At 67.0% G+C, this 22,294-nt stretch carries 20 protein-coding genes and 1 tRNA gene; 16 read left to right on the top strand and 5 right to left on the bottom strand.

The features are described 5' to 3' along the window. Positions 1–81: 81 nt before the first annotated feature. Positions 82–873, top strand: coding sequence for a DUF2382 domain-containing protein (locus tag AC5W7N_RS19375; protein WP_194991219.1), 792 nt, complete (start codon positions 82–84; stop codon positions 871–873). Between the two features lie 58 nt (positions 874–931). Here the strand turns inward: AC5W7N_RS19375 and AC5W7N_RS19370 are convergent, their stop codons facing one another. Further along, positions 932–2,260 (bottom strand): lipase family protein, encoded by a 1,329-nt coding sequence (locus AC5W7N_RS19370; RefSeq protein WP_195007246.1) that lies wholly within the window; start codon positions 2,258–2,260, stop codon positions 932–934. 235 nt (positions 2,261–2,495) lie between these two features. Here AC5W7N_RS19370 and AC5W7N_RS19365 point away from each other — a divergent pair, with 235 nt between their 5' ends. The 5 genes from AC5W7N_RS19365 (at position 2,496) to AC5W7N_RS19345 (ending at position 7,891) form a co-directional block, all read left to right on the top strand. Next, the gene (locus tag AC5W7N_RS19365; RefSeq protein WP_280212788.1) at positions 2,496–3,104 is read left to right on the top strand and encodes a TetR/AcrR family transcriptional regulator; all 609 of its coding nucleotides are present in this window, start codon (positions 2,496–2,498) and stop codon (positions 3,102–3,104) included. Positions 3,105–3,179: 75 nt separating this feature from the next. Further along, positions 3,180–3,875, top strand: coding sequence for a YdcF family protein (locus AC5W7N_RS19360; RefSeq protein ID WP_163817290.1), 696 nt, complete (start codon positions 3,180–3,182; stop codon positions 3,873–3,875). Position 3,876: 1 nt separating this feature from the next. Beyond that, the gene (locus tag AC5W7N_RS19355) at positions 3,877–5,130 is read left to right on the top strand and encodes a deoxyguanosinetriphosphate triphosphohydrolase (RefSeq protein ID WP_163817287.1); all 1,254 of its coding nucleotides are present in this window, start codon (positions 3,877–3,879) and stop codon (positions 5,128–5,130) included. Between the two features lie 139 nt (positions 5,131–5,269). Further along, a complete protein-coding gene (gene dnaG, locus AC5W7N_RS19350) occupies positions 5,270–7,198 on the top strand; it encodes a DNA primase (protein ID WP_163817285.1) in 1,929 nt (642 codons plus the stop codon). A gap of 87 nt (positions 7,199–7,285) precedes the next feature. Then, positions 7,286–7,891, top strand: coding sequence for a DUF6636 domain-containing protein (locus AC5W7N_RS19345; RefSeq protein ID WP_495921944.1), 606 nt, complete (start codon positions 7,286–7,288; stop codon positions 7,889–7,891). 9 nt (positions 7,892–7,900) lie between these two features. On the opposite strand, the gene AC5W7N_RS19340 is transcribed toward AC5W7N_RS19345, so the two are convergent. After that, positions 7,901–8,146: a hypothetical protein gene (locus AC5W7N_RS19340; RefSeq protein WP_014349793.1), complete on the bottom strand. Its 246-nt coding sequence runs from the start codon at positions 8,144–8,146 to the stop codon at positions 7,901–7,903. 199 nt (positions 8,147–8,345) lie between these two features. Between AC5W7N_RS19340 and AC5W7N_RS19335 the strand changes: the two genes are divergently transcribed. Then, positions 8,346–8,418, top strand: a tRNA-Asn gene (locus AC5W7N_RS19335). A gap of 24 nt (positions 8,419–8,442) precedes the next feature. On the opposite strand, the gene AC5W7N_RS19330 is transcribed toward AC5W7N_RS19335, so the two are convergent. After that, positions 8,443–9,705 (bottom strand): site-specific integrase, encoded by a 1,263-nt coding sequence (locus tag AC5W7N_RS19330; protein ID WP_232052364.1) that lies wholly within the window; start codon positions 9,703–9,705, stop codon positions 8,443–8,445. Between the two features lie 1,461 nt (positions 9,706–11,166). Here AC5W7N_RS19330 and AC5W7N_RS19325 point away from each other — a divergent pair. After that, positions 11,167–12,039, top strand: coding sequence for an LLM class F420-dependent oxidoreductase (locus AC5W7N_RS19325; protein WP_462782723.1), 873 nt, complete (start codon positions 11,167–11,169; stop codon positions 12,037–12,039). A 334-nt stretch (positions 12,040–12,373) separates the two neighbouring features. Here the strand turns inward: AC5W7N_RS19325 and AC5W7N_RS19320 are convergent, their stop codons facing one another. Further along, positions 12,374–13,366: a helix-turn-helix domain-containing protein gene (locus AC5W7N_RS19320; RefSeq protein WP_165448771.1), complete on the bottom strand. Its 993-nt coding sequence runs from the start codon at positions 13,364–13,366 to the stop codon at positions 12,374–12,376. 496 nt (positions 13,367–13,862) lie between these two features. Then, complete coding sequence (locus AC5W7N_RS19315) at positions 13,863–14,702, bottom strand: MmyB family transcriptional regulator (protein ID WP_165448772.1); 840 nt, start codon at positions 14,700–14,702, stop codon at positions 13,863–13,865. 778 nt (positions 14,703–15,480) lie between these two features. Here AC5W7N_RS19315 and AC5W7N_RS19310 point away from each other — a divergent pair. The 8 genes from AC5W7N_RS19310 to AC5W7N_RS19275 all read left to right on the top strand — a co-directional run bounded on the left by AC5W7N_RS19310 (position 15,481) and on the right by AC5W7N_RS19275 (position 22,283). Continuing rightward, positions 15,481–16,260 (top strand): hypothetical protein, encoded by a 780-nt coding sequence (locus AC5W7N_RS19310; protein WP_130915467.1) that lies wholly within the window; start codon positions 15,481–15,483, stop codon positions 16,258–16,260. Continuing rightward, positions 16,257–17,498 carry a cutinase family protein gene (locus AC5W7N_RS19305; protein WP_232051996.1) on the top strand — a complete coding sequence of 414 codons (1,242 nt, stop codon included), beginning with the start codon at positions 16,257–16,259 and terminating at the stop codon, positions 17,496–17,498. Before AC5W7N_RS19310 ends, AC5W7N_RS19305 begins: the two co-directional genes overlap by 4 nt. Next, positions 17,495–18,640, top strand: coding sequence for a lipase family protein (locus tag AC5W7N_RS19300; RefSeq protein WP_130915468.1), 1,146 nt, complete (start codon positions 17,495–17,497; stop codon positions 18,638–18,640). The genes AC5W7N_RS19305 and AC5W7N_RS19300 overlap by 4 nt, the downstream gene beginning before the upstream one ends. A gap of 227 nt (positions 18,641–18,867) precedes the next feature. After that, the gene (locus tag AC5W7N_RS19295; RefSeq protein ID WP_165448773.1) at positions 18,868–20,262 is read left to right on the top strand and encodes a cutinase family protein; all 1,395 of its coding nucleotides are present in this window, start codon (positions 18,868–18,870) and stop codon (positions 20,260–20,262) included. A gap of 382 nt (positions 20,263–20,644) precedes the next feature. Then, positions 20,645–21,106: a DUF8176 domain-containing protein gene (locus AC5W7N_RS19290; protein WP_462782722.1), complete on the top strand. Its 462-nt coding sequence runs from the start codon at positions 20,645–20,647 to the stop codon at positions 21,104–21,106. A 6-nt stretch (positions 21,107–21,112) separates the two neighbouring features. Then, the gene (locus tag AC5W7N_RS19285; RefSeq protein ID WP_130915471.1) at positions 21,113–21,769 is read left to right on the top strand and encodes a hypothetical protein; all 657 of its coding nucleotides are present in this window, start codon (positions 21,113–21,115) and stop codon (positions 21,767–21,769) included. Beyond that, positions 21,766–22,065, top strand: a complete 300-nt coding sequence (locus AC5W7N_RS19280; RefSeq protein ID WP_130915472.1) for a hypothetical protein — start codon at positions 21,766–21,768, stop codon at positions 22,063–22,065. The genes AC5W7N_RS19285 and AC5W7N_RS19280 overlap by 4 nt, the downstream gene beginning before the upstream one ends. Beyond that, positions 22,062–22,283 (top strand): hypothetical protein, encoded by a 222-nt coding sequence (locus AC5W7N_RS19275; protein WP_130915473.1) that lies wholly within the window; start codon positions 22,062–22,064, stop codon positions 22,281–22,283. Before AC5W7N_RS19280 ends, AC5W7N_RS19275 begins: the two co-directional genes overlap by 4 nt. The last annotated feature ends 11 nt before the right edge of the window (positions 22,284–22,294 follow it).

Here is a 22,294-nt window from a genome sequence, read left to right as displayed (position 1 = left end):
GATCGATAGGACCAGACTCGCGGCGTAAGGCCGCATACCCGGCCCGTCGTCGCTCCTTCGCTGCACAACGAGGAGGAAGACATGGCTCAACAAGTGGAAGATCTGATCGGTGATGTCGTCTACGACCCCGGCGGCGACAAGATCGGCAAAGTCAAGCGCGTCTACGTCGACAACAGCTCGGGTCAGCCGACCTGGGCAGCGGTGAGCACAGGCCTGTTCCGAGACGATTCACTCGTGCCCCTCGCCGGCGCTCGCGTCCGGGAGGATTCCGACGAGGTGCAGGTGAGCGTCGGAAAAGAGGCGGTGAAATCAGCGCCGCACCTCGAGCGTGACGGACTGATCACCCCGGAAGCGGAATCGGAGCTGTTCGTCCACTACGGCATCGACCCCGGCCATGCCGGATGGGAAGAGTACGGCAGGCACGCCGCTCCCGCCGGTGGCGCGGCCGGGATGACGGGGACCGAGCAGCAGATGGGCGGGCGCACCGGCCGTACCGACAGCGACGAGGCCATGGTGCGTTCGGAGGAACGCCTGGATGTCGACACCGAGCGGCAGGCGACCGGCAAGGCCCGGCTGCGCAAGTACGTGGTGACCGAGGAGCAGTCCATCACCGTGCCGACGACACATGAGGAGGTCAGGGTCGAACGTGAACCGATCACCGACCCGTCCGCCGTTACCGGCGATATCGCCGAAGACGAGCGCGAGGTGACGCTGCACGAAGACCGCGTGACGGCGCACAAGGAATCGGTACCGGTCGAGCAGGTCCGGCTGGCGGTGGACGAGGTTCCCGAGGAGCAGACGGTCTCCGACACCGTCCGCAAGGAACGCATCGACACCGAAGGGGTCGACCCGCAGGAGCGGCGTCGCCGCTGACTCCGGCGTCGACCGGCTCGGGTGAGGCCCGGGGGCATGCCGCCCCGGGCCTCTCGGCTCAGTCGAACGTGCAGCCGGACAACGGTTTTCCGGCGAGGCGGTCGAGCAGATAGGTGATCGCGTTATCGGTGCCGAAGCCGTCGATGATCTCGGGCCCGAAGTGGTTGCCGAATGTGGTGCCGGGGGCGATCGGCGGGAGTTCGTTGGTGCGGAAGGTCACCGTCGCGCCCTTGTCGCACCAGTCCTGCGCCAGTTGGCGGCCCTGCCCGTAGGGCACGGTGTCGTCGTTGCGGCCGTGCGTGATGAACACCGGGCTGGTGGGGGTGAGGCTGCCGATGCGCTGCTCGCGCAGGATCTGGGCCGCGGCGGGGAGTTCGCGCAGATGGTCGAACAGCGGCCTGCCGTCGACGGTCATATCGCTGGTCCGCGTGAACGGGTGCTTGGCGATGATGTCGGCGATGCATTCGGTGCGCACGCTGTCGAGCAGGGCGCGACCGCTCGGGGTGGTGAGTTCGTCGACGATCCTGCGCAGTTCGGGGTAGCGGTCGGTGAAACCGTTGATCGCGAATCCGATGGCGGCGCCGATCAGATTGCCGTCGATCTGGCCGACCACCTGCATCAGGTCGGCGGTCGGAGCACCGGCCCATGTGCCCTTCAGGTTCAGCTCGGGCGCATAGCTCGGCTGCATCTCCGCCGCGGCCGCTGCCGCTCCGCCGCCCTGTGAGTAGCCCCAGATGGCAAGGGGTGTACGGGATCCACTGCCAGCGAGGGTGTTGGCGGCACGGGCGGCATCGAGCACGGCGTGCGCCTGTTCGATCCGGTTGGCGTAGGTGTGCACGCCCGGCGTGCCGAGCCCGATGTAATCGGTGACGAACACCCGCGCGCCGAGTGCGTTCCACGCCGCGGCCGACTGCGATTCCTGATTCGCCGACAGTGACAGCGGTTCGGTGCTGACATGCATGCCGGTGCTGAAGGCCAGCGACAGCGCGCATTGATCGCCCTGGCCGACGGTGCCCGGTGCGATGACGATGGTCGGACGTTCGCCCGCGCCGCGCCACGGCTGCGTCGCGTCGATGAAGGTACCGGTGACGGCTACCGGGACGTCGTGCTGGGTGCGCGAGCTGAACATCACTCGCTGCGCCTGCACCGGCCAGCCCTCGGTGCCCGGAGCCATCATGAACAGCGGCATGGGCTCGGTCTTGACGATCGCGCCACGCTCGGCGGGCAGATCGGCCGGGGGCGTGTAGAACTCGGGGACGGCGCCGGCCGCTGCGGCGGTGTAGAGGCCCGCCGCAGCGCTCAGGCAGGCGATCGTACCGGCGGCGAGTGCCCGCCGGATGCGTCCGTGCCGTCTGCGTGGGTGCGGGCCGTGGTGCTGTGGCTGCATGGATCTTCTTTCTGAGGCCAGGCGCCCTCGGCTGCCTGTGCGATAGCCCGGTGGATCGCGGGCGGCGTCGCGGATTTCGGCGAGTTGTGGGCCGTCCCCCCGGCGACGCGTGGTCGGTCGCCGCCCGCATCCGCCCATGTGGCGGGGCTCGGATGTGAAGCGGCTCACGAGAGGGTAACACGGTTACCCACTGCTGGTAACCCCGTTACCGACGCTCCGGGTTACTGTCACCAAGGTGGGTAGCGGGCGAGAATCCGAGATATCGGCACAGATCATCGCGGTCGTGCTCGACGTGCTCGAGTCCGACGGCTACGACGCGGTCCAACTCAGGCTCATCGCCCGTCGCGCGCATGTTTCCCTCGCGACCGTCTACAAGCTCTTCCCGACCCGTGACGAGTTGATCGTCTCCGCGGTCGAGCAGTGGATGGCCGACAACACCTATTCGGACATGGCGCCGCTGCCCGCGGACGTCACCGTTCGCGACGGCCTGACGATGGTGCTGCGCACGGTCTTCGAGCCATGGGAGCGCAATCCCAGAATGCTCGAGGCCTACCACCGCGCCCGCCTCGGCCCCGGCGGGCAGCGTCTCGATACCCAGGGCTTCAACGCGGTCCTCCCGGTCGCGCTCGGCCTGCTCAGCGATCTGGACCCGATCTACGCCGAGGACGTGGCGTTGATCATGACCAATATGACGCTGGCACTGATCGGCGCGTTCGCCATCGGCTCGATCGAGATCACCGACATCCTGCCCACCCTCGAACGCACCATCTACCGGCTGACCGCCGACAACGAAAGCGCGGCACTCGGCCGCACCTCCACGGCACGACCCGGCGAGCGCACCTGAGCCGAGATCAGTAACGATTCGATGGAGAACCTTCGCCCGGATGGAACAGCACAACCCAGCTGGCAAACTCGAGGAGTGAATTCGGCACCACTGCGCACACGGACGGGCACTGTCACCGAACCCGCGGTGGCGCGGGGAGTAGGAGCGGGCATGCTGCGATGGGGGTGGCGGCTGGTCGCGGGGGTGGTGCTGGTGGGAACGGTGCTGGTGTTCGGCACGGCGTTCCGGGTGTGGCAGGTGGCGCGGATCGACGATTACCGCAAGGCCGACGCGATCGTGGTGCTCGGCGCCGCGCAGTATTCCGGCACGCCGTCGTCGGTGTTCGAGGCCAGGCTCGATCAGGCCTACGACCTGTTCGAGGCCGGGGTCGCGCCGCGAGTGATCACCGTCGGCGGAAAACAAGAGGGGGATCTGTATACCGAGGCCGCATCGGGGAAGAACTATCTGATGGACCGAGGCATACCCGCCGACCGGATCCTCGCCGTGGAGACCGGATCGGACACCCTGCGCAGCGTCGAAGCCGTCGCCACGGCCATGCGCGCCCGCGACATGTCCTCGGCGGTGCTCGTCAGCGATCCGTGGCATTCGCTGCGCACCCGCACCATGGCGCGGGACGCGGGCCTGGACGCCTGGACCGCACCCACCCGTACCGGTCCGGCCGTCTACACCAGGGAATCGCAGGCGCACGGCATCTTCCGGGAGACATTCGCGCTGCTGTGGTATCAGCTCACCCACTTCTCCGCCGACTTCAGCTACACCGCGGGGCAATGAGATGAGCGCCGACGGTTACAGCGCGCACGACCGCGAACGCCTGGTCCTGGAGGGCCCGAAAACCGCCGGGCTCACCAGCGACAGCAACGGCCATCGCAGCGATTTCTCCCGCGACCGCGCCCGCGTGCTGCATTCGGCCGCCTTGCGCAGACTGGCCGACAAAACCCAGGTCATGGGCCCGCGCGACGGCGACACCCCGCGTACTCGGCTCACCCATTCGATCGAGGTCGCCCAGATCGGCCGCGGCATCGCCGACGGACTCGGCTGCGATCCCGATCTGGTCGATCTGGCCGGACTCGCCCACGACATCGGCCATCCGCCCTACGGCCACAACGGCGAGCAGGCTCTCGACATCTGGGCCGACCGATACGGCGGTTTCGAAGGCAACGCCCAGAATCTGCGCATCCTCACCCGGCTCGAACCCAAGGTGCTGGAGGCCGACGGCACCAGCGCTGGCCTCAACCTGACCCGAGCCGCTCTCGACGCCGCCATCAAGTACCCGTGGCAGCGCGCCGGTTCCGGCACCAAGTTCGGCGCCTACGACATCGACGCCGACCGGCTGGCCTGGGTGCGCAAGGGTGCGCCGCCGCGCAGGCAGGCCCTGGAATGCCAGATCATGGACTGGTCCGACGACGTCGCCTATTCGGTGCACGACGTCGAGGACGGCATCATCGCCGGGCGCATCGACCTGCGCGCCCTGGCCGATCGTGTCGAGCAACGCGCACTCGCGGAGATGGGCCATGTGCACCATCGGTCGCTGTCGGTCGACGATCTGGTCGCCGCCGCCCAGCGGTTGTCGGAGCTGCCGGTGGTGCGCCGGGTGTTCACCTATGACGGCTCGCTCACCGATTCGGTCGCCTTGAAGCGGTTGACCAGTGAACTCGTCGGGCGGTTCGCCACCGCGGCGGTGGTCGACACCCGCCGGGTCGCCGGGCCGGGACCGCTCACCCGATATGCCGCTGACCTGGAGATATCGCCGATCGTGGCCGCCGAGGTCGCCATCCTCAAAACGGTGGCGCTGCGCTACGTCATGTCCGATCCGGATCACAAACTGCGTCAGGCCGCCCAGCGCGACCGCATCACCGCCGTCGCCGAGAGCCTGCTGGCGGCCGCGCCCACCGGTCTCGACCCGCTGCTGCTGCCGTGGTGGGACGCCGCCGCCGACGACACCGCACGGGTGCGGGTGATCGTCGACCAGATCGCGTCCTATACCGAGAGCCGGTTGGAACGGATCGCCGCGCGGCTCGCGCACTGATCGCGGTCGTACCCTGCTCGGTGCGCGTCCGCGCGCACAGCTCGACCGGTGCGTAGCACCGATCACGTCCGCCCGAGGCCGGCTCCTGGCAGCGACGGCTCCGCGGCCCGCGTCCGGCGCCGCCCGCTAGACTTCAACAGTGCCCGGACGAATCCCAGATCGCGATATCGCTGCGATACGCGAACGCGTCCGGATCGAGGACGTGGTGGGGGAGTACGTCGCGCTGAAGCGGGGCGGCGCCGACTCCATGAAGGGCCTGTGCCCGTTCCACGACGAGAAATCACCGTCGTTCCATGTGCGGCCGAATCACGGCCTGTTCCACTGCTTCGGTTGCGGTGAGGGCGGCGACGTCTACGCCTTCATCCAGAAGATCGAGCACGTCGGTTTCGTCGAGGCCGTCGAGCAGCTCGCCGACAAGGTCGGCTATCAGATCAATTACGAAGGCGGCGGCACCTCGGTCCAGCGCGACCGCGGCACCCGCGCCCGGCTGGTCGCCGCCAACGCCGCGGCCCACGAGTTCTACATGGCCAGGCTGCGCGAACCCGAAGCCGAAGCGGCCCGCGCCTACCTCACCGAACGCAACTTCGACGCGGCCGCGGCCGCCCAATTCGGTTGCGGTTACGCTCCCGCGGGCTGGGACACCCTCACCAAGTACCTGATGCGCAAAGGCTTCGAGTTCAAAGAACTCGAAGCGGCCGGCCTGTCCAGGGAAGGGCGGCGCGGTCCGATCGATCGGTTCCACCGTCGCTTGCTGTGGCCGATCCGCAACCTGGCGGGCGAGGTCATCGGCTTCGGCGCCCGCAAACTCTTCGACGACGACACCATGCCGGGCAAGTACGTCAACACGCCGGAAACGGTGCTGTACAAGAAATCTCAGGTGCTGTTCGGGCTCGATCACGCCAAGCGTGAGATCGCCAAGGGGCATCAGGCGGTGGTCGTGGAGGGCTACACCGACGTCATGGCCATGCACCTGGCCGGTGTGAAAACCGCTGTCGCGGCGTGCGGTACGGCCTTCGGCGACGATCACCTGGCCATCCTGCGTCGGTTGCTGATGGACGACAACTTCTGGCGCGGCGAGATCATCTTCACCTTCGACGGTGACGCGGCGGGCCAGGCGGCGGCGCTCAAGGCCTTCCTCAACGATCAGAAGGTGGCCGCCCAGATCTACGTCGCCACCACACCCGACGGCCAGGATCCGTGTGAGCTGCGTCAGCATTCCGGCGACGCCGCCCTGCGCGATGTGGTGGCCAAACGCCGCCTGCTGTTCGAATTCGCCCTCGACAGCGAGATCGAGAAGCGCAAGGATCCACGCATCAACGACCTCACCCGCGACGGCCAGGTCGAGGTGCTGCGCTGGGGCGTGCCGCTGGTGGCACAGATCAAAGACCACGGCAGGCGCAAGCGCTACGCCACCGACCTGGCCGACCGCACCGGCTGGCTGGACGTGCAGACCGTCTACCGCCGCGTCGAAGAAGAAGCCAAACGGCTGCGCACCGGGGGCACGGCCACCGGTGCGGCGCGTCGTCCGCGTGCGCAGAACGGCACGGATGCCCCGGTGGCACGGCCGAATCCGACCGATCCGACGCTGCTTCCGCAACGCCAGGCGCTCGCAGCCGGGCTGCAATACCCGTCCATCGCCGGCCCGTCGTTCGACGCATTGGAAACCGAGGCCTTCACCCACCCCGCCTACGTGCACATCCGCACCCTGATCGCCGAGGCCGGCGGCACCGCGGCCGGCCTCGTCGGTGCCGAGTGGGTCGGCGCGGTCTCCGACCGCACCGACGACCTCACCGTGCGCGCACTGATCTCGGAACTGGCGAGCGAACCGCTCCCGGTGAAGTCGGCCGACGACATCCCGCGCTTCGTCACCGGTGTTCTGGCCCGCGCCCAGGAAGGTCTGGTCGGCCGCCAGATCGCCGAACTGAAATCGAAACTGCACCGGGTGTCGTCCACCGAACAATCCGAGGCCTATCTGGCGTTGTTCGGTGATCTGGTGGCGCTGGAGCAGTACCGCAAGAGTCTGCTCGAGCAGGCCATGGGCAATTCCGACGACTTCGCCCCGCACTGAGCCGGCTCGCCGGCGCCGTAACGAATCCGGGCGGCCCCATGATCCACCCGGTAGTCGGGTTCGGCAGCAGCGGTGGGAGGCGTGGCCATGAGACGAGCGTTGTTCGCGGGCCTGGCGGTGTGTGTGGCCATCGGTCTGTCGGGTTGTGGTGCGGACAGCCCCACGACGTCATCGGTATCGAGTGCCTCGGTTACCGATCGTCCGATCACCGCCGGCACACCGGAACCCGCCCCGCCGCCCGGCGAACCGGCCGGCACCGAGACCACCCTGCCCTCCCGCGACGACGCCACCGTCGACGCGCGCGACTTCCAGCAGGGCAACTACTACTATTTCCAGTCGCCGACCGGAAACATCATGTGCGGCTTCATCAATGAAGGTGAACTCGGTACCGGTTGCCAGCTCGGCACGACCGCAGTGGTGCCCCCGGAGCTGGCCGATTGCGATACCAGCCGCGCCGACCGCGCTGTGGCAGCGCAGGTCCTCGGCGGCGCGGCCCGGTTCATGTGCGTGAATCAGGGCTTCTTCGTCGGTTCACCCACCGACGGCTCGCGCAAGGGCGGCGGGAACGTGCTCGAGTACGGGGAGACGATCATCGTCCGCGGCACCGCCTGCACGTCGATGCCGACGGGCGTCCGCTGCGATCAGGCCGGGCACGGCTTCATGATCGCCGCGGATCGGCAGTACCTGTTCTGACGGGTCGTCTCAGCGCCGCAGCTGATCGTGCGGCACCAGCACGGTGGTGCGCTCGTCGATCGGCTCCATCGGTTCCAGCGCCGGCCGAGTGCTGAGTTTGTCCGACAGTTTCTGCCTGCTCACCTGGACGAGCTTGCGGGTGACCGGGCTCCCCGTGACCGCGCGAGTAGCCGCGCTGATCTGCTCATAGCGCGCCCGCCCGGCCTTGCTGCCGAGCACATACCCGGCCGCGATGCCGATCATCAACCGCAGCATCTGTTCGAGCTCCTCCCGTTCGCCTGTCCGCGGCCTACATCCTGCCCGAAGCCCACCACCCCTGTCGATCCGCCCACCCCCCAGATGCCCCGCTCAGCGCCCCCTCAACCCCCTCTGACGACACGATTTGGGCCCCCGCCCACCGATACGCTAAAGTTTCACCTCGGCTCGCCCGGAACGAAACGAGCCAACAGGATAGTCCCCTATAGCTCAATTGGCAGAGCAGCCGACTGTTAATCGGCAGGTTTCTGGTTCGAGTCCAGATGGGGGAGCAGGAAAGGCCTCTGACCGGCAGTTCACTCTGCACGGTCAGGGGCCATTTTCGTACCACGGCCGCCGAACTCGCAACTAAGTCTCAAGAAAGTCGCGTCACGTCCGATTGCGGCGTCATCCTGCGCCGGCTTGCCGAGCCCGGCCATCACCGCACTGTGGACGACCGCAGCCGCGGTGTGATGCACCCGCCCTCGGGCCATGTACTTTCGCTGAGTCATGGCCGGATCGGCGTGCTGCAGGACGTCGGCGGTGACCCTCGCCGACAACCCTTCGTCATCCAAGATCATTGCGACGAGTTTGCGGAACGAGTAGGGGACGACATCGTCCGGTAGCCCGAGGGCCTCGCGGACACGTTGCCATTGATGGTTGACGTTCACCGGGTCGCGCAGTGTCCATTTTGATGTCGGGAAGATCAGGTCAACGTCGTAGTTGCCAGGGGGTGGGCAGTCCCGCTTCCTCTTCCGTAGCAGCTCCCACCGTCGGTCGAGGACCTCAACGGCGAAATCGGGGAGCGCAATCGTGCCTTGGGGATTCTTCGGGTCGTCGTCGTTGACGACGCGGACCAGTCCCTTTCCAGGGATGCGCACGACCTTGCCGACAGTCCGGATTGTCCGGCGTTCCCGGTCGTAGAACGGCCATGCGAGGCCGAGCACCTGGCTGGGGCGTTGGCCGGTTGCGCCCATGATCGCGATAACGTCGGCGAGGTCTGCGCCCTCGCAGAATTGTGCGACCGTCGGAGGGGTATAGGAACGGATCCCTCGCTTCTCCTCGGCTTTGGTCAGTTTCCGTGGGCATGGCACCGTGGACCAATACACCGATGCCAAGATGAAGCAGAGCTCATCGACACCAATGTGCGCTGCTCCGCCGACGCGACCCTTCGGGGCGACGTTCTCTGGGATCTCCGCCTCACGGACCGGATTTACATGGAGCGGGCCCCGGCGTACCGCGTACCGGAACATGCCGGATAGCATCGATCGAGCATTAAGCATGGATCCTCGACCGTGGTTATTCGCGACGGCATCGAGGAACGATTCGACAGTGCCAGTAGTGAATTCGGCGGGGCCGATGCGCCGGTAGCCGTACTCATCCACCAGTAACGCGGCCCAGCGATCATACAGCCGCAGGGTGTTTTCCGCGCGGCCTTTCTTGACCAAGTGCGCACGATAGACGGTCCAGAGTTCGGCGACAGTCGTTTGCAGGGTCAGTTGCCCGCTAGTGTCCGGCGCCAACGCCGCCGCTGCTGCCCGCGCGGCGGCCGCAGCGCGACTGCCGTCCTTGTCGGGCACCCGCCTGCCTCGACTGTCGAAGCGATCTGGCGAGACTCTGCTTACCCGCCGGGGTCGGCCACTACGGTCACGCACCAAAGTATCGGCCATCCAGTGGCCCGGCCGGAGCCTAGTCAACCTGACCGACCCTGGGACCCCTAGATCTCGCGGAGGCCGCCCAGTTCTAGCCACTGCTGCCTGAACCTCCGACCTTCGTGAGGCGTGTGAAGGACGCGCACTCTGGCTGACCTCTCGCTGAGTTGTGCTGTGAAACTTCCCAGCGTGGCGTTGAGTCGATGATCAAGTGCTCGAGGGTAAGAGAAAAGAGCATAGCTACTCCTTCGCTAATCGTTGAGGTTGGTCATCCGCTTGTCCCTCGAGGGCGGTGTCGAGCTCGTTGAGGTCCCAGCGAAGGTCCTTCCCGACCCGCTTGGGCTTGGGCAGCCACGCGTGTTTGTGACGCTCGCGGTTCCAGCGACGAAGCACTTCTGGATGGACCTTGATGTATGCGGCGGCCTCACTTGTAGTTGCCCATCGGCGGATAGGCCGAGATCGAGGATCATGATCAGAAGACATCGGTAGGTCCTGATTGCTCAAGGGGCTGAAGTTCGCTACCGGATTGCTGAACCGCCTTGATCGAGCTAGTGCGTGCACCTACTGGGATGGATGTCCCGCCTATCGGCGGACCAGCGCTCGCCGCTGCTCCCTGCAAATACAACGAGTAGTCCACCGCCAGCGCGAACCTGTCAGTTGCGGTTACGAGGTGACCTGAATCTGATACCCAGGTGGCGATAATCCAGTTGGATGACCAGAAAAATGGCCTTACGCCGCTGGAGACGAGGGCGCGCCAGGTGGCCCGATTGGAGCGACCATTTGATGCGGAGCGGCGAGTATGTGTCGGCATGGGGGCCTTCCTGGCCCGCCTGCTGAATCTCCCAACTCAATGAAAGCGTACTTCGACAGAACTCGCCAGAAATGGCCCGCGCACACTCACGGATACGAGTGGTCCTTGATCCCAGTCGCGTCGTGCGGGACACCGCAAGGTGGTGTGCATCGCTCAGATTCAGAGATTTCGCCACCCGGCCTGAGTGAGACCATCGTTCCGCAGGTCGGGCACACAGATCGTAACGCTAATGAGCAGACCGTATCCGGCGCGTCCAGGTGTGCGCGACCTTCCGTGCCGGCCGGAATTGCAAGCCGCCTTTGATATCGCCAACAGTCAACGCGCAACCTCCCAGGGATGCCAGCACTACTGCGGGATGGCTTGTCGATGGCTGGCCAGGGACGCGACGGTTGCTCCGATTGGCGGCCCATCGCCGTTCAAACAGGTTGACGGGATTGTTACTGGTAGACGTCTGTTATCGAGGGCAGGTAGCCGACTGGCATGAGGTCCTAGAAGGGCATAAATCGGCAAGTCAGGGATGACCCTGTCGGAGCGGTTCTCGCCTAGCGGCCTCCACGTCGACATGGTAAACAAGAGTCGTGTTGCAGCAACGCGGATTCCGGTTCGGAGTGACGATGGTTGTTCCGGAATCGCGGGCGGGGTGGATACACAAATGTCGTCGAGCGGAGGCGCTCGGCTACGATGTGATCGGAGTCGCCGACCATCTCGGAATGCCCGCCCCATTCCCTGCATTGGTTCTCGCAGCTGAGTCTACGGAACGTGTACGGCTCACGACCTTCGTGCTCAACGCGCCGCTCTACAACCCCGTACTACTCGCCCGCGACGTTGCCGGTACCGATCAACTCACGGACGGGCGCCTTGAGGTAGGCCTTGGTGCCGGTTATGTACAGGCGGAGTTCGAGAAGGCGGGGATGCCGTTCGGCACTGGCAGTGAGCGCGTCGGTCACGTCGAGAGCACCGTCGAGACCCTACGTAAGCTCTTCGCCGACCCAGATAGCCAGCCGCGCCCAGTCCAACCTGGTGGTCCACCTCTATTTATTGCCGGTTGGGGTGACCGCATGTTGAAGCTCGCTGCCACGCATGGTGACATTGTCGCGCTCACTGGCGCCGCGATCGGGCCCGGTGGGGTCCCCCGGTTTGCTGGTGCAACGGAAATTGACAGTCGCGTTGACTACGTCCGAAGCATGCTGGGGGAGCGGGCCCCCAGTGTTGAGTTGAATATGCCCGTGCACGCAGTCGCTGCGACGTCCGAGCGCAACGCCGTTCTTGACGCCTTCGGCGCGATGCTGCCGAGCGAAGCGCCTGACGACCTGCCAATGTTGTTGTTCGGCACTCCCTTTGAGATGGCTCAGCAACTGCGCGAACGGCAGGATCGTTTCGGTCTTTCGTATGTCACCGTGCTGGAGCCGTATCTGGATGCGTTCGCTCCAGTCATCGAACAACTGCGCTGATAGCGCGTTATCGGTGATTGAAGTCGCAGTTTTGGGGGAGTCTGTGCGGTGGAGAGCGCGACGGCCGGCGATCCTGGTGCTCTCCGAGATGCGTGATCGTCCGGCGTCCGTCATCGGTTTGTTTCGGTGGACACGGGTGCTCAAATTCCTTGTCCTTGACGGCGAGGGTGTGGCCCGGAAAGGTGTTGACCTAGCGGTTCGATCTGTGCTGTTCCGCGAGGTTGGTGTTCAACCCGGAACATTGCCATCGACGTTCAATGCTGGGTAGAAGCGCACACCGAGTCAGCATGGGTGAGTAGCCTAGCGGCGAATTTGATCTTCAGCCCAGTGTCGCTCAATCCTGTTGTGGGGATCGTCTGGCGTGCGTTCCATCAGCGTTCGCGGTGGTAGCCCGGATTCGGCTGGGCGGCGCCTGGTACTGATGGCGGAAGGCCTTGTTGAATGCGGCGATGGAGGGGAAGCCACTGGTGGTCGCGATTTCGTGAATCGTTTGCCGGTTGCGGTGGTCGGTCAGGAGCCGGTATGCGGCGGCGAGACGAGTGTCGCGGATCAGCTTGGCAGGTGTGGTGCCCGTGTCGTGTAGTGCTCGTTCGAGTGTGCGCTTCGAGCAGCCTAGGTGTTCGGCGATGGCGTCGGGTGTGAGCCACTGGTGGCCGGAGTTGTTGGTTATGTAGGTGCGGGCGTCGTGCGCGAGGCGGTCTAGGCGGCTGGCGAGTGGGGCGTGTTGTTCGTGAAGGGTTTCGGCGAGGAGGTCGGTAAGGCGGGTGGTGATGGCGAGGAATTCGGTGCCGGTGACCGACTCTCGATGGGTCACCAGTGTTGAGGTCAGGGCGGAGACGGCGGCGTGGGCGGTGCGACCTTGGTGGCCGGTGAGCGGTGCTGTCCGCCGGAGGATGTTGTTGATTTCGTCGTGGGGGAAGGTGAGCATCCGGATTCTGGCGTTGCTGTTGTGGGTCAGCGTGAGTGGTCTGGCCATCGAGATGACGCCCAGTTGTCCTGGTGTGAGGGTGATCTGGGTGTCGGATTGCTCGAGCACAGCGGTGCCGGTGACCGGGATGATGAGAGAAACGCGGTCACCGAAGTCGTTGTCGCGGAGGTGGCGTGGGGTGCGCCGGTAACTGGCGGCGTGGGAGGTGAACTCGACCAGCTTGTGATCGCCGGCATGTGCCGTTCTGCTGTTTCCGATGAAGCCGTTGCTGTCTCGGGAGAACGAGTACGACAACGCACCGTGGTGTCCGGTTACGTAGCCCATCCAGCTATCGAGCCGTTCGGCTCGCGGGTGCTCGCTGGTGTCGAGCTGGTCGAGATGGTAAGTCGGATCGCTCATTCGAGCCCCCCCTCCGCGATGACGCAAATCGAGCATTGGTGTCGCATATTGAGCAGCCGGTCAGTGGCCTGTCCAAAGCATATGACACGGGCAGGTCCGTGGCAGATGTAGTGAGTTCGGCACGACCGATTCGTCACGATCCCTAGTCACCTCTGCAGCACGAGTTTTCGATGGAAAGACACCGATCGAGGTGAACCCCGTGCCCACCACCCAGGGTATTACCTGCGCCGCATTTCGTATCGACCGATTCGATCTAATTGTTTTATTCGCTTATCGGCAACTGAATCCGAAGGGTGTACTCGCCCGTTGGAAGACTCGCGCGAATTCTGGCAGCCAGATTCGGCTGCGGGTGGCAACGTGGATCCGGCGTTTCGGCGTCAAGCAACCGGCGGATGCAAATGTTTGCTGTAGGTGTGTTGCGTGCGGACGAGGCGGATGGCTTGTCGCGAATCGCCATCGGCCCGGATCGCGCGAGGAGACGGCGGCGTTCTAGTAGTCATCGGTGTGTCGTGTCCGGCGTGTCGGGGGCTCGTTTGGGATCTGGGGGGCCGGAATATGGCTGGGGTGTGGCGATGAGCAATTGGATGTTGTAGGGGTGGCCGGGTTCGGCGATGACCAGGTGCAGTGAGGTGAGTTCATCGGAGTGTGGGTCGCGGATGTGGAGGAGGTCGGTGACGGGGCGGCCGTAGATGACCTCGACGGTGGGTGCCCAGAGGCGTTGGAAGTCCCTGTTGGGGCCGAGGCGGCGCATGATGTCGCGGACCTGGATCGAGTCGCGGTAGCGGGCGAGGACGGGTTTGGTGGTGGCGATGGCGCGGGCGGTTTCGGCTTCCCATTCGACGAGGACCTCCCGGGCCTCGGGTGTGAACAGCCAGGTGGGGATACAGTCGGTGGACTCGATGCCGGGCAGGGCCGCGCGGAAGCTGTCGTTGCAGGCCAGGATGTTCCACAGCGGGTCGACGTAGGCGGCGAGGATGCCGCGATTGGTGAGGTCGGTCAGCTGGGCGATCAGGGTTGTATCGCTGGCGACGAGCTGCCGCAGTTTGTCGGGAGCGTCCAGGTCGACTGCTGGTGCGCGGAGTTCACGCAGGTAGCGCGCCTGGTGAGGTCCGCAGCGGTAGCCGGCGATGAGTTGTTCGAGTACCTCCAGTGAGGGCATGGCCCGGTCGCTTTCGATCTTGGCGAGGTAGGTAGTGCTGACGCCGTGGCGCAGGTATGCGGTGGCGCGGGAGATGCCGAGCGTGTTGCGGATCTGCAGGCAGGCGCTGCCAAGGGTCGGGATGTGCGGGCGCTCGTGGTCGGTGGGGTGGGGTCGGCGTGTGGGGTTCCGGGTCATGGCCGGAAGTCCCCCTTTCTTGGGGTCTTCCATCGAAGGGTGGGGCACAGATATGCTGAAAAGTTCCCCCGAACAGATGTTTCCGGTTCTACCAGAGTGGGTACCGACCGGCAAGGCATGTCGCGAATCGCCCGCTCGTCTGGATTGCTGAATCTGTGCTCAAGTCCCGGACGTGCCGTTGTTGGCGGCGCGCGTGACGCCAAAGGGTCTTTTACCCTGGCGGCAGCAAATTGGATGGAATTGCCTGGTCAGCGGCCTATCGCGATTGGCCACTGCAGTGTTTACAACAATCGTGTCCACTCGAAACCCTAGCGCGGGAGCCCTTTTCACGGTTTGGATGGTGGTGCAAGTCCACTTCCGGCGAAAGGAAATCCTCCGTGGATCCCATCGTGATTCTCGACTACCTCAACCTCGGCCTGTCTGTACTGAACAACGGGCTGTCGGTGATCATCAACGGCCTGACCCTGATCCTGCCGCTTCTCTGACACTGCGGTAGCTGAAAACCGCCTCCCAGAACAGGTTCGGTGCCTGGGAGGCGAGCAATCTTCCGCGCACCGTCGCGCGATTCTCTTCTTTTCATTCTTCCTTTGTGACGAAGGGTCTATTTGTCATGCCCAAATCCTGTGCATCTCACAGCAACTCGACGCGCCATCTCATGGCCCGGCAGGGTGCCGGTGCGGTTCGGTCGCGCGGTTCGGGCGAGGGGCGTGGTGCGCGTCTGCTGTTGATGGGCGCGGTGCCGGTGGTGATTGTGGCCGGCGCTGGCGATGCTGCGGCGTTGACCGATTCCGCGGCAGTGATCGCCGATCAGCCCGGCGTGACCGTCCCCGCCCAGCCCGGCACGACATCGCCCCCGGCGCCACCGCCACCGCCGCCTCCGGAACCGCCAGCGCAGGAGGAGGTGCCGCCGGAGCCTGCTTCACCTCCGGTGTATTACGTGCAGCCTCCGGAGATCCGGAACGAGGCTCCGTCGCGGCCGGTGCCGCCGCCGGACGCTCCGGTGGAACCGGTGCGGATCGAAGAACTTCATCTGCCCGAACCGGTTCCGCCAGTTGCGCCGATCGAGGCGCCGGAGAACACGATCCGGATCGGGCAGTGGCAGGCCCCGCGCCCAGCATGGCTCCCACCACACCTCGCCGACGGCATCAACGATGCAGCTGCCGGCGCTGAAGCGCAGGTGGCGACGGCGCTGGACTCGGTTGGTATCCCGGCGGGGCGGTCGGACCGGGTGAGCGGTGCGACGTTGGCCGGTGCCGGGATCGGGGGAGCTGCTGGGGCGGTCGGTGTCGGTGGTCCGGTGGCGGCCGTGGGTGCGGCGGTGGGCGGTGCGATCGGCGGCACGATCGGCGGGATCGCTGGCGCCGCGCTCGGCACCGTGGTCCCCGTGCCGGTCGTGGGCACCGTCACCTCGGGTGTGGCGGGGACGGCACTCGGTGCGGCTGCGGGCGCGGCCGCCGGCGCCGCGGTGATCGGAATCCCGGTCGCCGTCGTGGCCGCGGTCGCCGCCGGAACCATCGGCGCCGGATTCGGCGCCGGCGTGGGGGTGGGACAGCCGTGACAACCACCACTCGATCCCGCGTCGCTGCCGCCGTCGCGGTGACCGCTGCCGTCACGTCGATCGCTGGCGCCTCCGGTGCCGGGCAGGCAGGTGCCGTGCCGATCGGTCCGAGCTGCCCGGCGTTGTTCGTGCTGGGTATCCAGGGCACCGGGCAATCCTCACCCGCAGCCGACCCACTGGCCGACACCGGCGTCATCGGCGCTTTGCTCGGCCCGGTCGTGGCCACCGTGCCTCAGCTGGTGCAGCGCGCCTACATCAGCTACGGCGCCGGGTTCGGCGGCGCGGTGCCCGGCGGCAGCGCCGACCCGTATGCCGCGTCGGTGGCCGACGCCCGCCAGCGCCTTGACGCCGCTGCCGCCGAGGTCGCCAACACCTGCCCTGGCACCATGATCGCCGCCGTTGGCTATTCCCAAGGCGCGCAAGCTTTGTCGATGTTCGCCCGCGATGTCGGCTCCGGATTAGGCCCGGTGAGCGCGGATCGCATCGCGGCGATCGCCTTGTACTCCAATCCCGACCGGGCACCGGGAGCTCCCGTCTTTCCTGGACGCCCGGGCCAGTCGGTTCCGGACCCGGCTCCCGGCACCAGCGGGGGCGCCGTGGCCGGCGTGCAGTTACCGCATCCACCGGCCGCCGGTAGCGGCATCGCGGGTGGTGAGGCCAGCTATGGCGCGTTGACCGGGCGGGTGGCCGATATCTGCACCGACGGCGACCTCGCCTGCTCGGCACCCGACCGGGCGGCCCTGCTGCGGGTCGGTGCCGAACTCGCCGCCCAGGCCGACCTGCGCGACCCGTTCGCTGCGGTCGCCTCGATGCACAGCCTATTCAATGCAGCGCTCGGGGACGCGTGGACCACCGTCATTCTCAACGACTTCCAGGTCGGTGCCGGCAATGTCGACTACCTGCCGCAGCAGGGATTGGCGGCGCGGTTGATCGAGGCCGCCGACCCCCGGACACCGGCACCGACGCCGGAGCAGGCGGGTGCGGCGGCGGGCCGCTGGACCGAGATCACCGCAACCGTCGCGGCGAACCCGCTGGTGTTGGTGCCGAAGCTGGCCGGGCAGCTTGGCGCGGCGTGGGGGCAGCTGGTCACCGACAACGCCGATCTGATCAACCCTGCCGTGTGGGCCCGCTACGGCGACACCGTCGCCCGCCACAACGGCTACGCCACCACCGGGCAACTGACCTCGGGCACCGCGTGGCTGATCGCCGCCGCCCACGACATCGCAGGAAGCCGATGACGATGACCACAGACCTGCTCACGACGGCAAACGCCGACGACACCTTCTACGCAAGCCCGGTGATGACTTTCGATACTGCGCCGGGCCAGATCGTGCGCCGCCGCCCCGTCGATACCCCGCAGCTGCCGAACGCCGCCCGGGCCTGGCAAATCCTCTACGCCTCCCGTACCGGGTTCGGCGCACCCGTGGCGGCGTCGGGCATCGTGCTCACCCCCGACATCGACGATCTCGCCGATCCGCTGCCCGTCGTCATCTACGCGCCCGTGTTCCACGGGCTGGGCGGGCGGTGCGCGCCCTCGCAGCTGCTGGCCGGGGCGGGGTTCGAAGCCGAAGCCCACCACATCGCCGCCCTGCTCGAGCGCGGCTGGACCGTCGCGGTCCCCGACGGGCACGGGCTCGGGGTGACCGGGATCGGTCCACACCGTTTCCTGGCCGGCGGCGACGCGGCGCGGGCGTTACTCGACATGGCGCGTGTGGTCCGGGCGTTGCCGGAGCTGGATGCCCCGGATCCGGCGGTCGCGGTCTGGGGATACGGCGACGGCGGCCGCGCCGCAGTATGGGCGGCCGAACAGCAGCCACGCTATGCCCCGGATATCGATCTGCGGGGGGTAGTGGCCGGCGCGGTCGCCGCGGACCCGGGCGCGCTGATCGCCGCGGCCGATGGGGGCGTGTGGGCGGGGTTGGCGGTCGCGGCGTTGATCGGGCTGGCCCGCGCCTACCGGCATCTGCCAGTCGCGCACATCCTCACCGAGGACGGCTATCAGATGGCCGAGACCGCCGCCACCATGGACACCGCCGCCCTACTCACCACCTACCGCAACCAGTCGTTAGGGCAGTGGTGCGAGCGGCCGGATCCGTGGAATGACCCGATGTGGCGGTATCTGCTGGCCAACGAAACCACCGGCCGCGCCATCCCCCAGACGCGGGCGCATCTGTATCACGGCGCCGATGACGCCATCGTCCCGATCGAGATGGGCCGCAACCTCTACCACACCTACCGCGACCGCGGCGTGCAGGTGAGCTGGCGCGAATTCCTCACCGGCCACGCCGGCACCGCGAGCAAAGGCAGCGAAGACGCGCTGCTGCGGCTGACCGCGCTGCTGCCCCACCGCCGCATCCCACCACCACCGAAAACCACCTGAATCGGCCTGCCCCGCCCGCGCCACCTCTCGTCCACGAGGCGGGGCAGGCCACCCTCAACACCTTCGACCAGATCGCGATACTCGCCATGAACCCTCGCCAGCACACAGCCCGAACCACACGCCACCGCGCAATCGCCCTGGTTCTCGCATCGGCTGCGATCGGATCTGCCCTCGCCGCTGGAACAGCCGCTGCGGATACGACTGCGCCGCTGGGTGATTCATGCCCCGTGCTGTATGCGATCGGGGTGCAGGGTGGCGAGGAAACCTCTATCGACACCCCGAGCAATGTCGATACCGGGGCGCTCGGGCAGGTCTTCGCCCCAGTTGCGGCTGCGGCCGGTGATTTGGTGCAGCGCGTGTACCTGCGGTTCGGCCACACATCCGACGGGGCGCCGCTGGCGTTCGAGGACGCCGTGAGTGCCGCAGCCGCCGACCTGGAGGCCACCGCCGCGCAGGTCGTGGACCGCTGCCCGCACACCCAAGTCGCGGTGGTCGGCTACACCCAGGGCGCGGCCGCAGTGGCACGGTTCGCCGAACGCGTCGGGCACAGTCAATCGCGGGTGCCCGCCGGCAAGATCGCCGCAATCGCGTTGCTGGCCAACCCGAGTCGGCCCGCAAACACGCCCGCCTTGCCGGGCCGTCCCGACGCCAGCACTCCGGCACCACCATCAGGGACAGCCGGCACCCACACCGCAGCGATCACGTTGAACAATCCTGGCCTGCCCGGGGCAGGCATCGCTACCGCGCTCGGACCGTCCACGGTGGCGTCGTTCGGTGCGTTGGCTGGGCGGGTCGCGGATCTGTGTGTGGCCGGTGACGCCACCTGCGACACCCCGCCGGGCAGTGGCCTGGCGGCCGCGGTCGCCAACGTCACCGCACGCAGCGACCTGCGCGACCCCGTCGCGGCGATCTCCACTGTCGCCCAAGCGCTATCGGCCACGATCTACACCACCGCCATCGAAGTCGTGAACGAGGACCTCACCGGCACCAGCCTCGACCAACTCTCCTACGACCCGGCCAAACCCCTGGCGCAACGTCTTGCCGAAGCCTCCGACCCGGCCACGGTCGCGCCGGGTCCGCACGAGGCGCTGGCGGCGTTGTTCAAGGTCGGCACGATCGGACTGAATGCGGCGATCACGGTGGCGCAGAAGGTCTTCACCCCTGCCACGATCGCTGAATTGGCCACCGTCGGGCTGACCAACCCCTGGGGCGCGGTCGCCTCACTCGGCGCGAAACTCGCCGGCGCGGTGGTCGAGTTGGTGCCGCCGCAGACCGCGATCGGGTGGATCAATGACGCCTTCGACGTGGTCACCGGTCTGATCACCGATCCCGGTGAACTGTATGAGGTTTCGGCGGCCGCGCACTACAGCGACACCAGCGGCCGCCACGGCGCATATCAGACGATTCCCTCCACCTCGACCGGCCGCTCGATACTCGCGACCGTCGCCGACTGGCTCACCGCTGCCGCTCGCGACCTCGCCACCACCAACCCACCACCAGCCACGCCATCCACGGCCCAGAACACCACCCCAACGACGCTGCCGACCACGCCGCCAGCGCCTGACGCGACCGCGCCACCGTCGCGGCTGCCGTCGACCCGGCCGGCGACCGGCGGCCCTTAGACCCCTTCGCGGGGCGAGATCAACAGTCCGCAGACGTACCCGACCTGTCTGCTGATTCTCCCCGGCACTCGCCCCTCGAAGGGCCCCAACCCATCCCACCACCGCGACTCCGTGCAGGGAGGTGACCACCACAATGACCGACACCAATAACCCCGCCCAGACCGGGCCAGGCTGGCAATGGCTCGATAACACCGAAACTGCTGCACCGCAACCTATCCCGAGTTCCAGACCGGCGGTGGCAAAGCTGCCCGGCGCCAGCGACGGCGGTGAGGAATGGGCTTGGATCGGGCGCACCCCCAACCCACGACCCGCCGCCGCGCGGGAAACGCGTGTGCCTGGCCGGGCATGGGCGGGCGTGACTGCCGCCCTGTGTGTATCCGCCGTGATCATCGGTCTCGGTGTTGTCTCCCTCAGCGGCCGGGAGGAGATACCGGCCGCGGTCCCGGCGATCACTGCCGCGCCACCGACCTCGACGACCGTACCGATTGCGTGCCAGGGCCTGACCGGGACCACGGTCACCGACGCGGCGGGGGACAACCACAGCCTGGCCGGGGTGATCGCGGGCTTCCAGCATGCCTACTACGTGCAGCGGAGCGCCCATGCTGCGATGCGGTTCCTCGGCCCCGAATCCGGAATCGTGGTCGAGGCGCTGGCGGCAGGTATCGGGTCGATCCCGCCGGGCACCAGGCATTGTGTCGCGATCACCCCGATCGCCGAGACCGCCGCCGAGGTACACGTGGTCGAGGTGCGGCCCGACGGGTCCCGTATCGACTATCTGCAACTGGTCAACGTCCGCCCCAGCCAACCCGACACCGTGATCACCAACATCCAGAGGCGGAGCTGATCCACCATGTCCGCGCCTGTCCTTCGCCTGGCCCGCCGCAACAGCGCGGCGAGCGCACGCTTGGATCCGGCGACGGTCGCCGCCCCGGCGCGTCGGGCGCCGGTGCGGGACGCGCCGCTGCCGGTCACCGGCCGCTACCCGCCGTTATTCGCGGTGATGGGTGCCCACGGCGGGGCGGGTGCGTCGACGCTGGCGCGGTGGTGGGCACCGGCCGCCGACACCGGGCTCGCATGGCCGGCCTCACCGGCAACGACTCGATACGTGCTGGTGGCAGCGAGGTTGGGCATGCCCGGGCTGACCGCCGCCGCGGACCGGCTGCGGGAATGGCACGCCGGGCTGGCCCCGGACGGGGTCACGGTGATCGGGCTGGTTTTGACCCCCACCCGCCCCGGCAGGATCCCGGCCGTGGTGCGCCGCTACCGGGGTGTAGTCGCGGACCTGGTCGAGCACGTCTACGAGATCGGCTGGCACGACGAACTCCTCGCATGCGAGCTCGACGAACTCGCCCAATACCAGCCGGCCGACCCGCCACCACCGCGACGTGCCCGGTTGCGGGACGCCGTCCCCGCCGACGTCCACCACACCGGCACCCAAATCCTCACCCACCTCGCCGCCACCCGTGAACACGCTGCGGCACTGTCTGATTCGGAGCCCACGCCATGACCACCATGTACGCGGCCGGTGAGGCGGTGATCGTCCTCGCCCAAACCATCACGGTCAACCCGAAACCGCCACCGGGGTCGGAGAAGTTGATCAACCTGGTCAACTACCTGTCCTGGCTGGTCATGCTCGCCGGCGTCGCCGCCCTGATCTATGCGGGCGGGAAATTCGGGTGGGAACGCTTTCATGGCGGTGCGGTCGAGTCGCCGAAGATCATCCTGGCCGCGCTCGTCGGCGGAATCATCGCCACCACCGCCGGAATGATCATGGGTGCCGTCGTCACCGGAGGCGCGCCATGAATCTGCCGCCGCAAGTGTTCGCCCCGCTGGGGCAACTGCTCGGCTATCTGGCCTGGTTCGTGCTGCTGCTGTGTGTCGGCCGCGCCATCTTCGTCGCCGGACTCCTCGGCATCCGCATCTACCGCGAGGAAAGCATCGAAGGCCTCATCGGCGCACTGTCGGGCGCCGCGCTCCTCGGATCCGCCAGCGGCATCGCCGCCGCCGTCCTGTCCACCTGAACCTCCACGAC

Source organism: Nocardia sp. CDC519, assembly GCF_059509835.1.
This window is presented reverse-complemented; position numbering and strand designations above follow the sequence as displayed.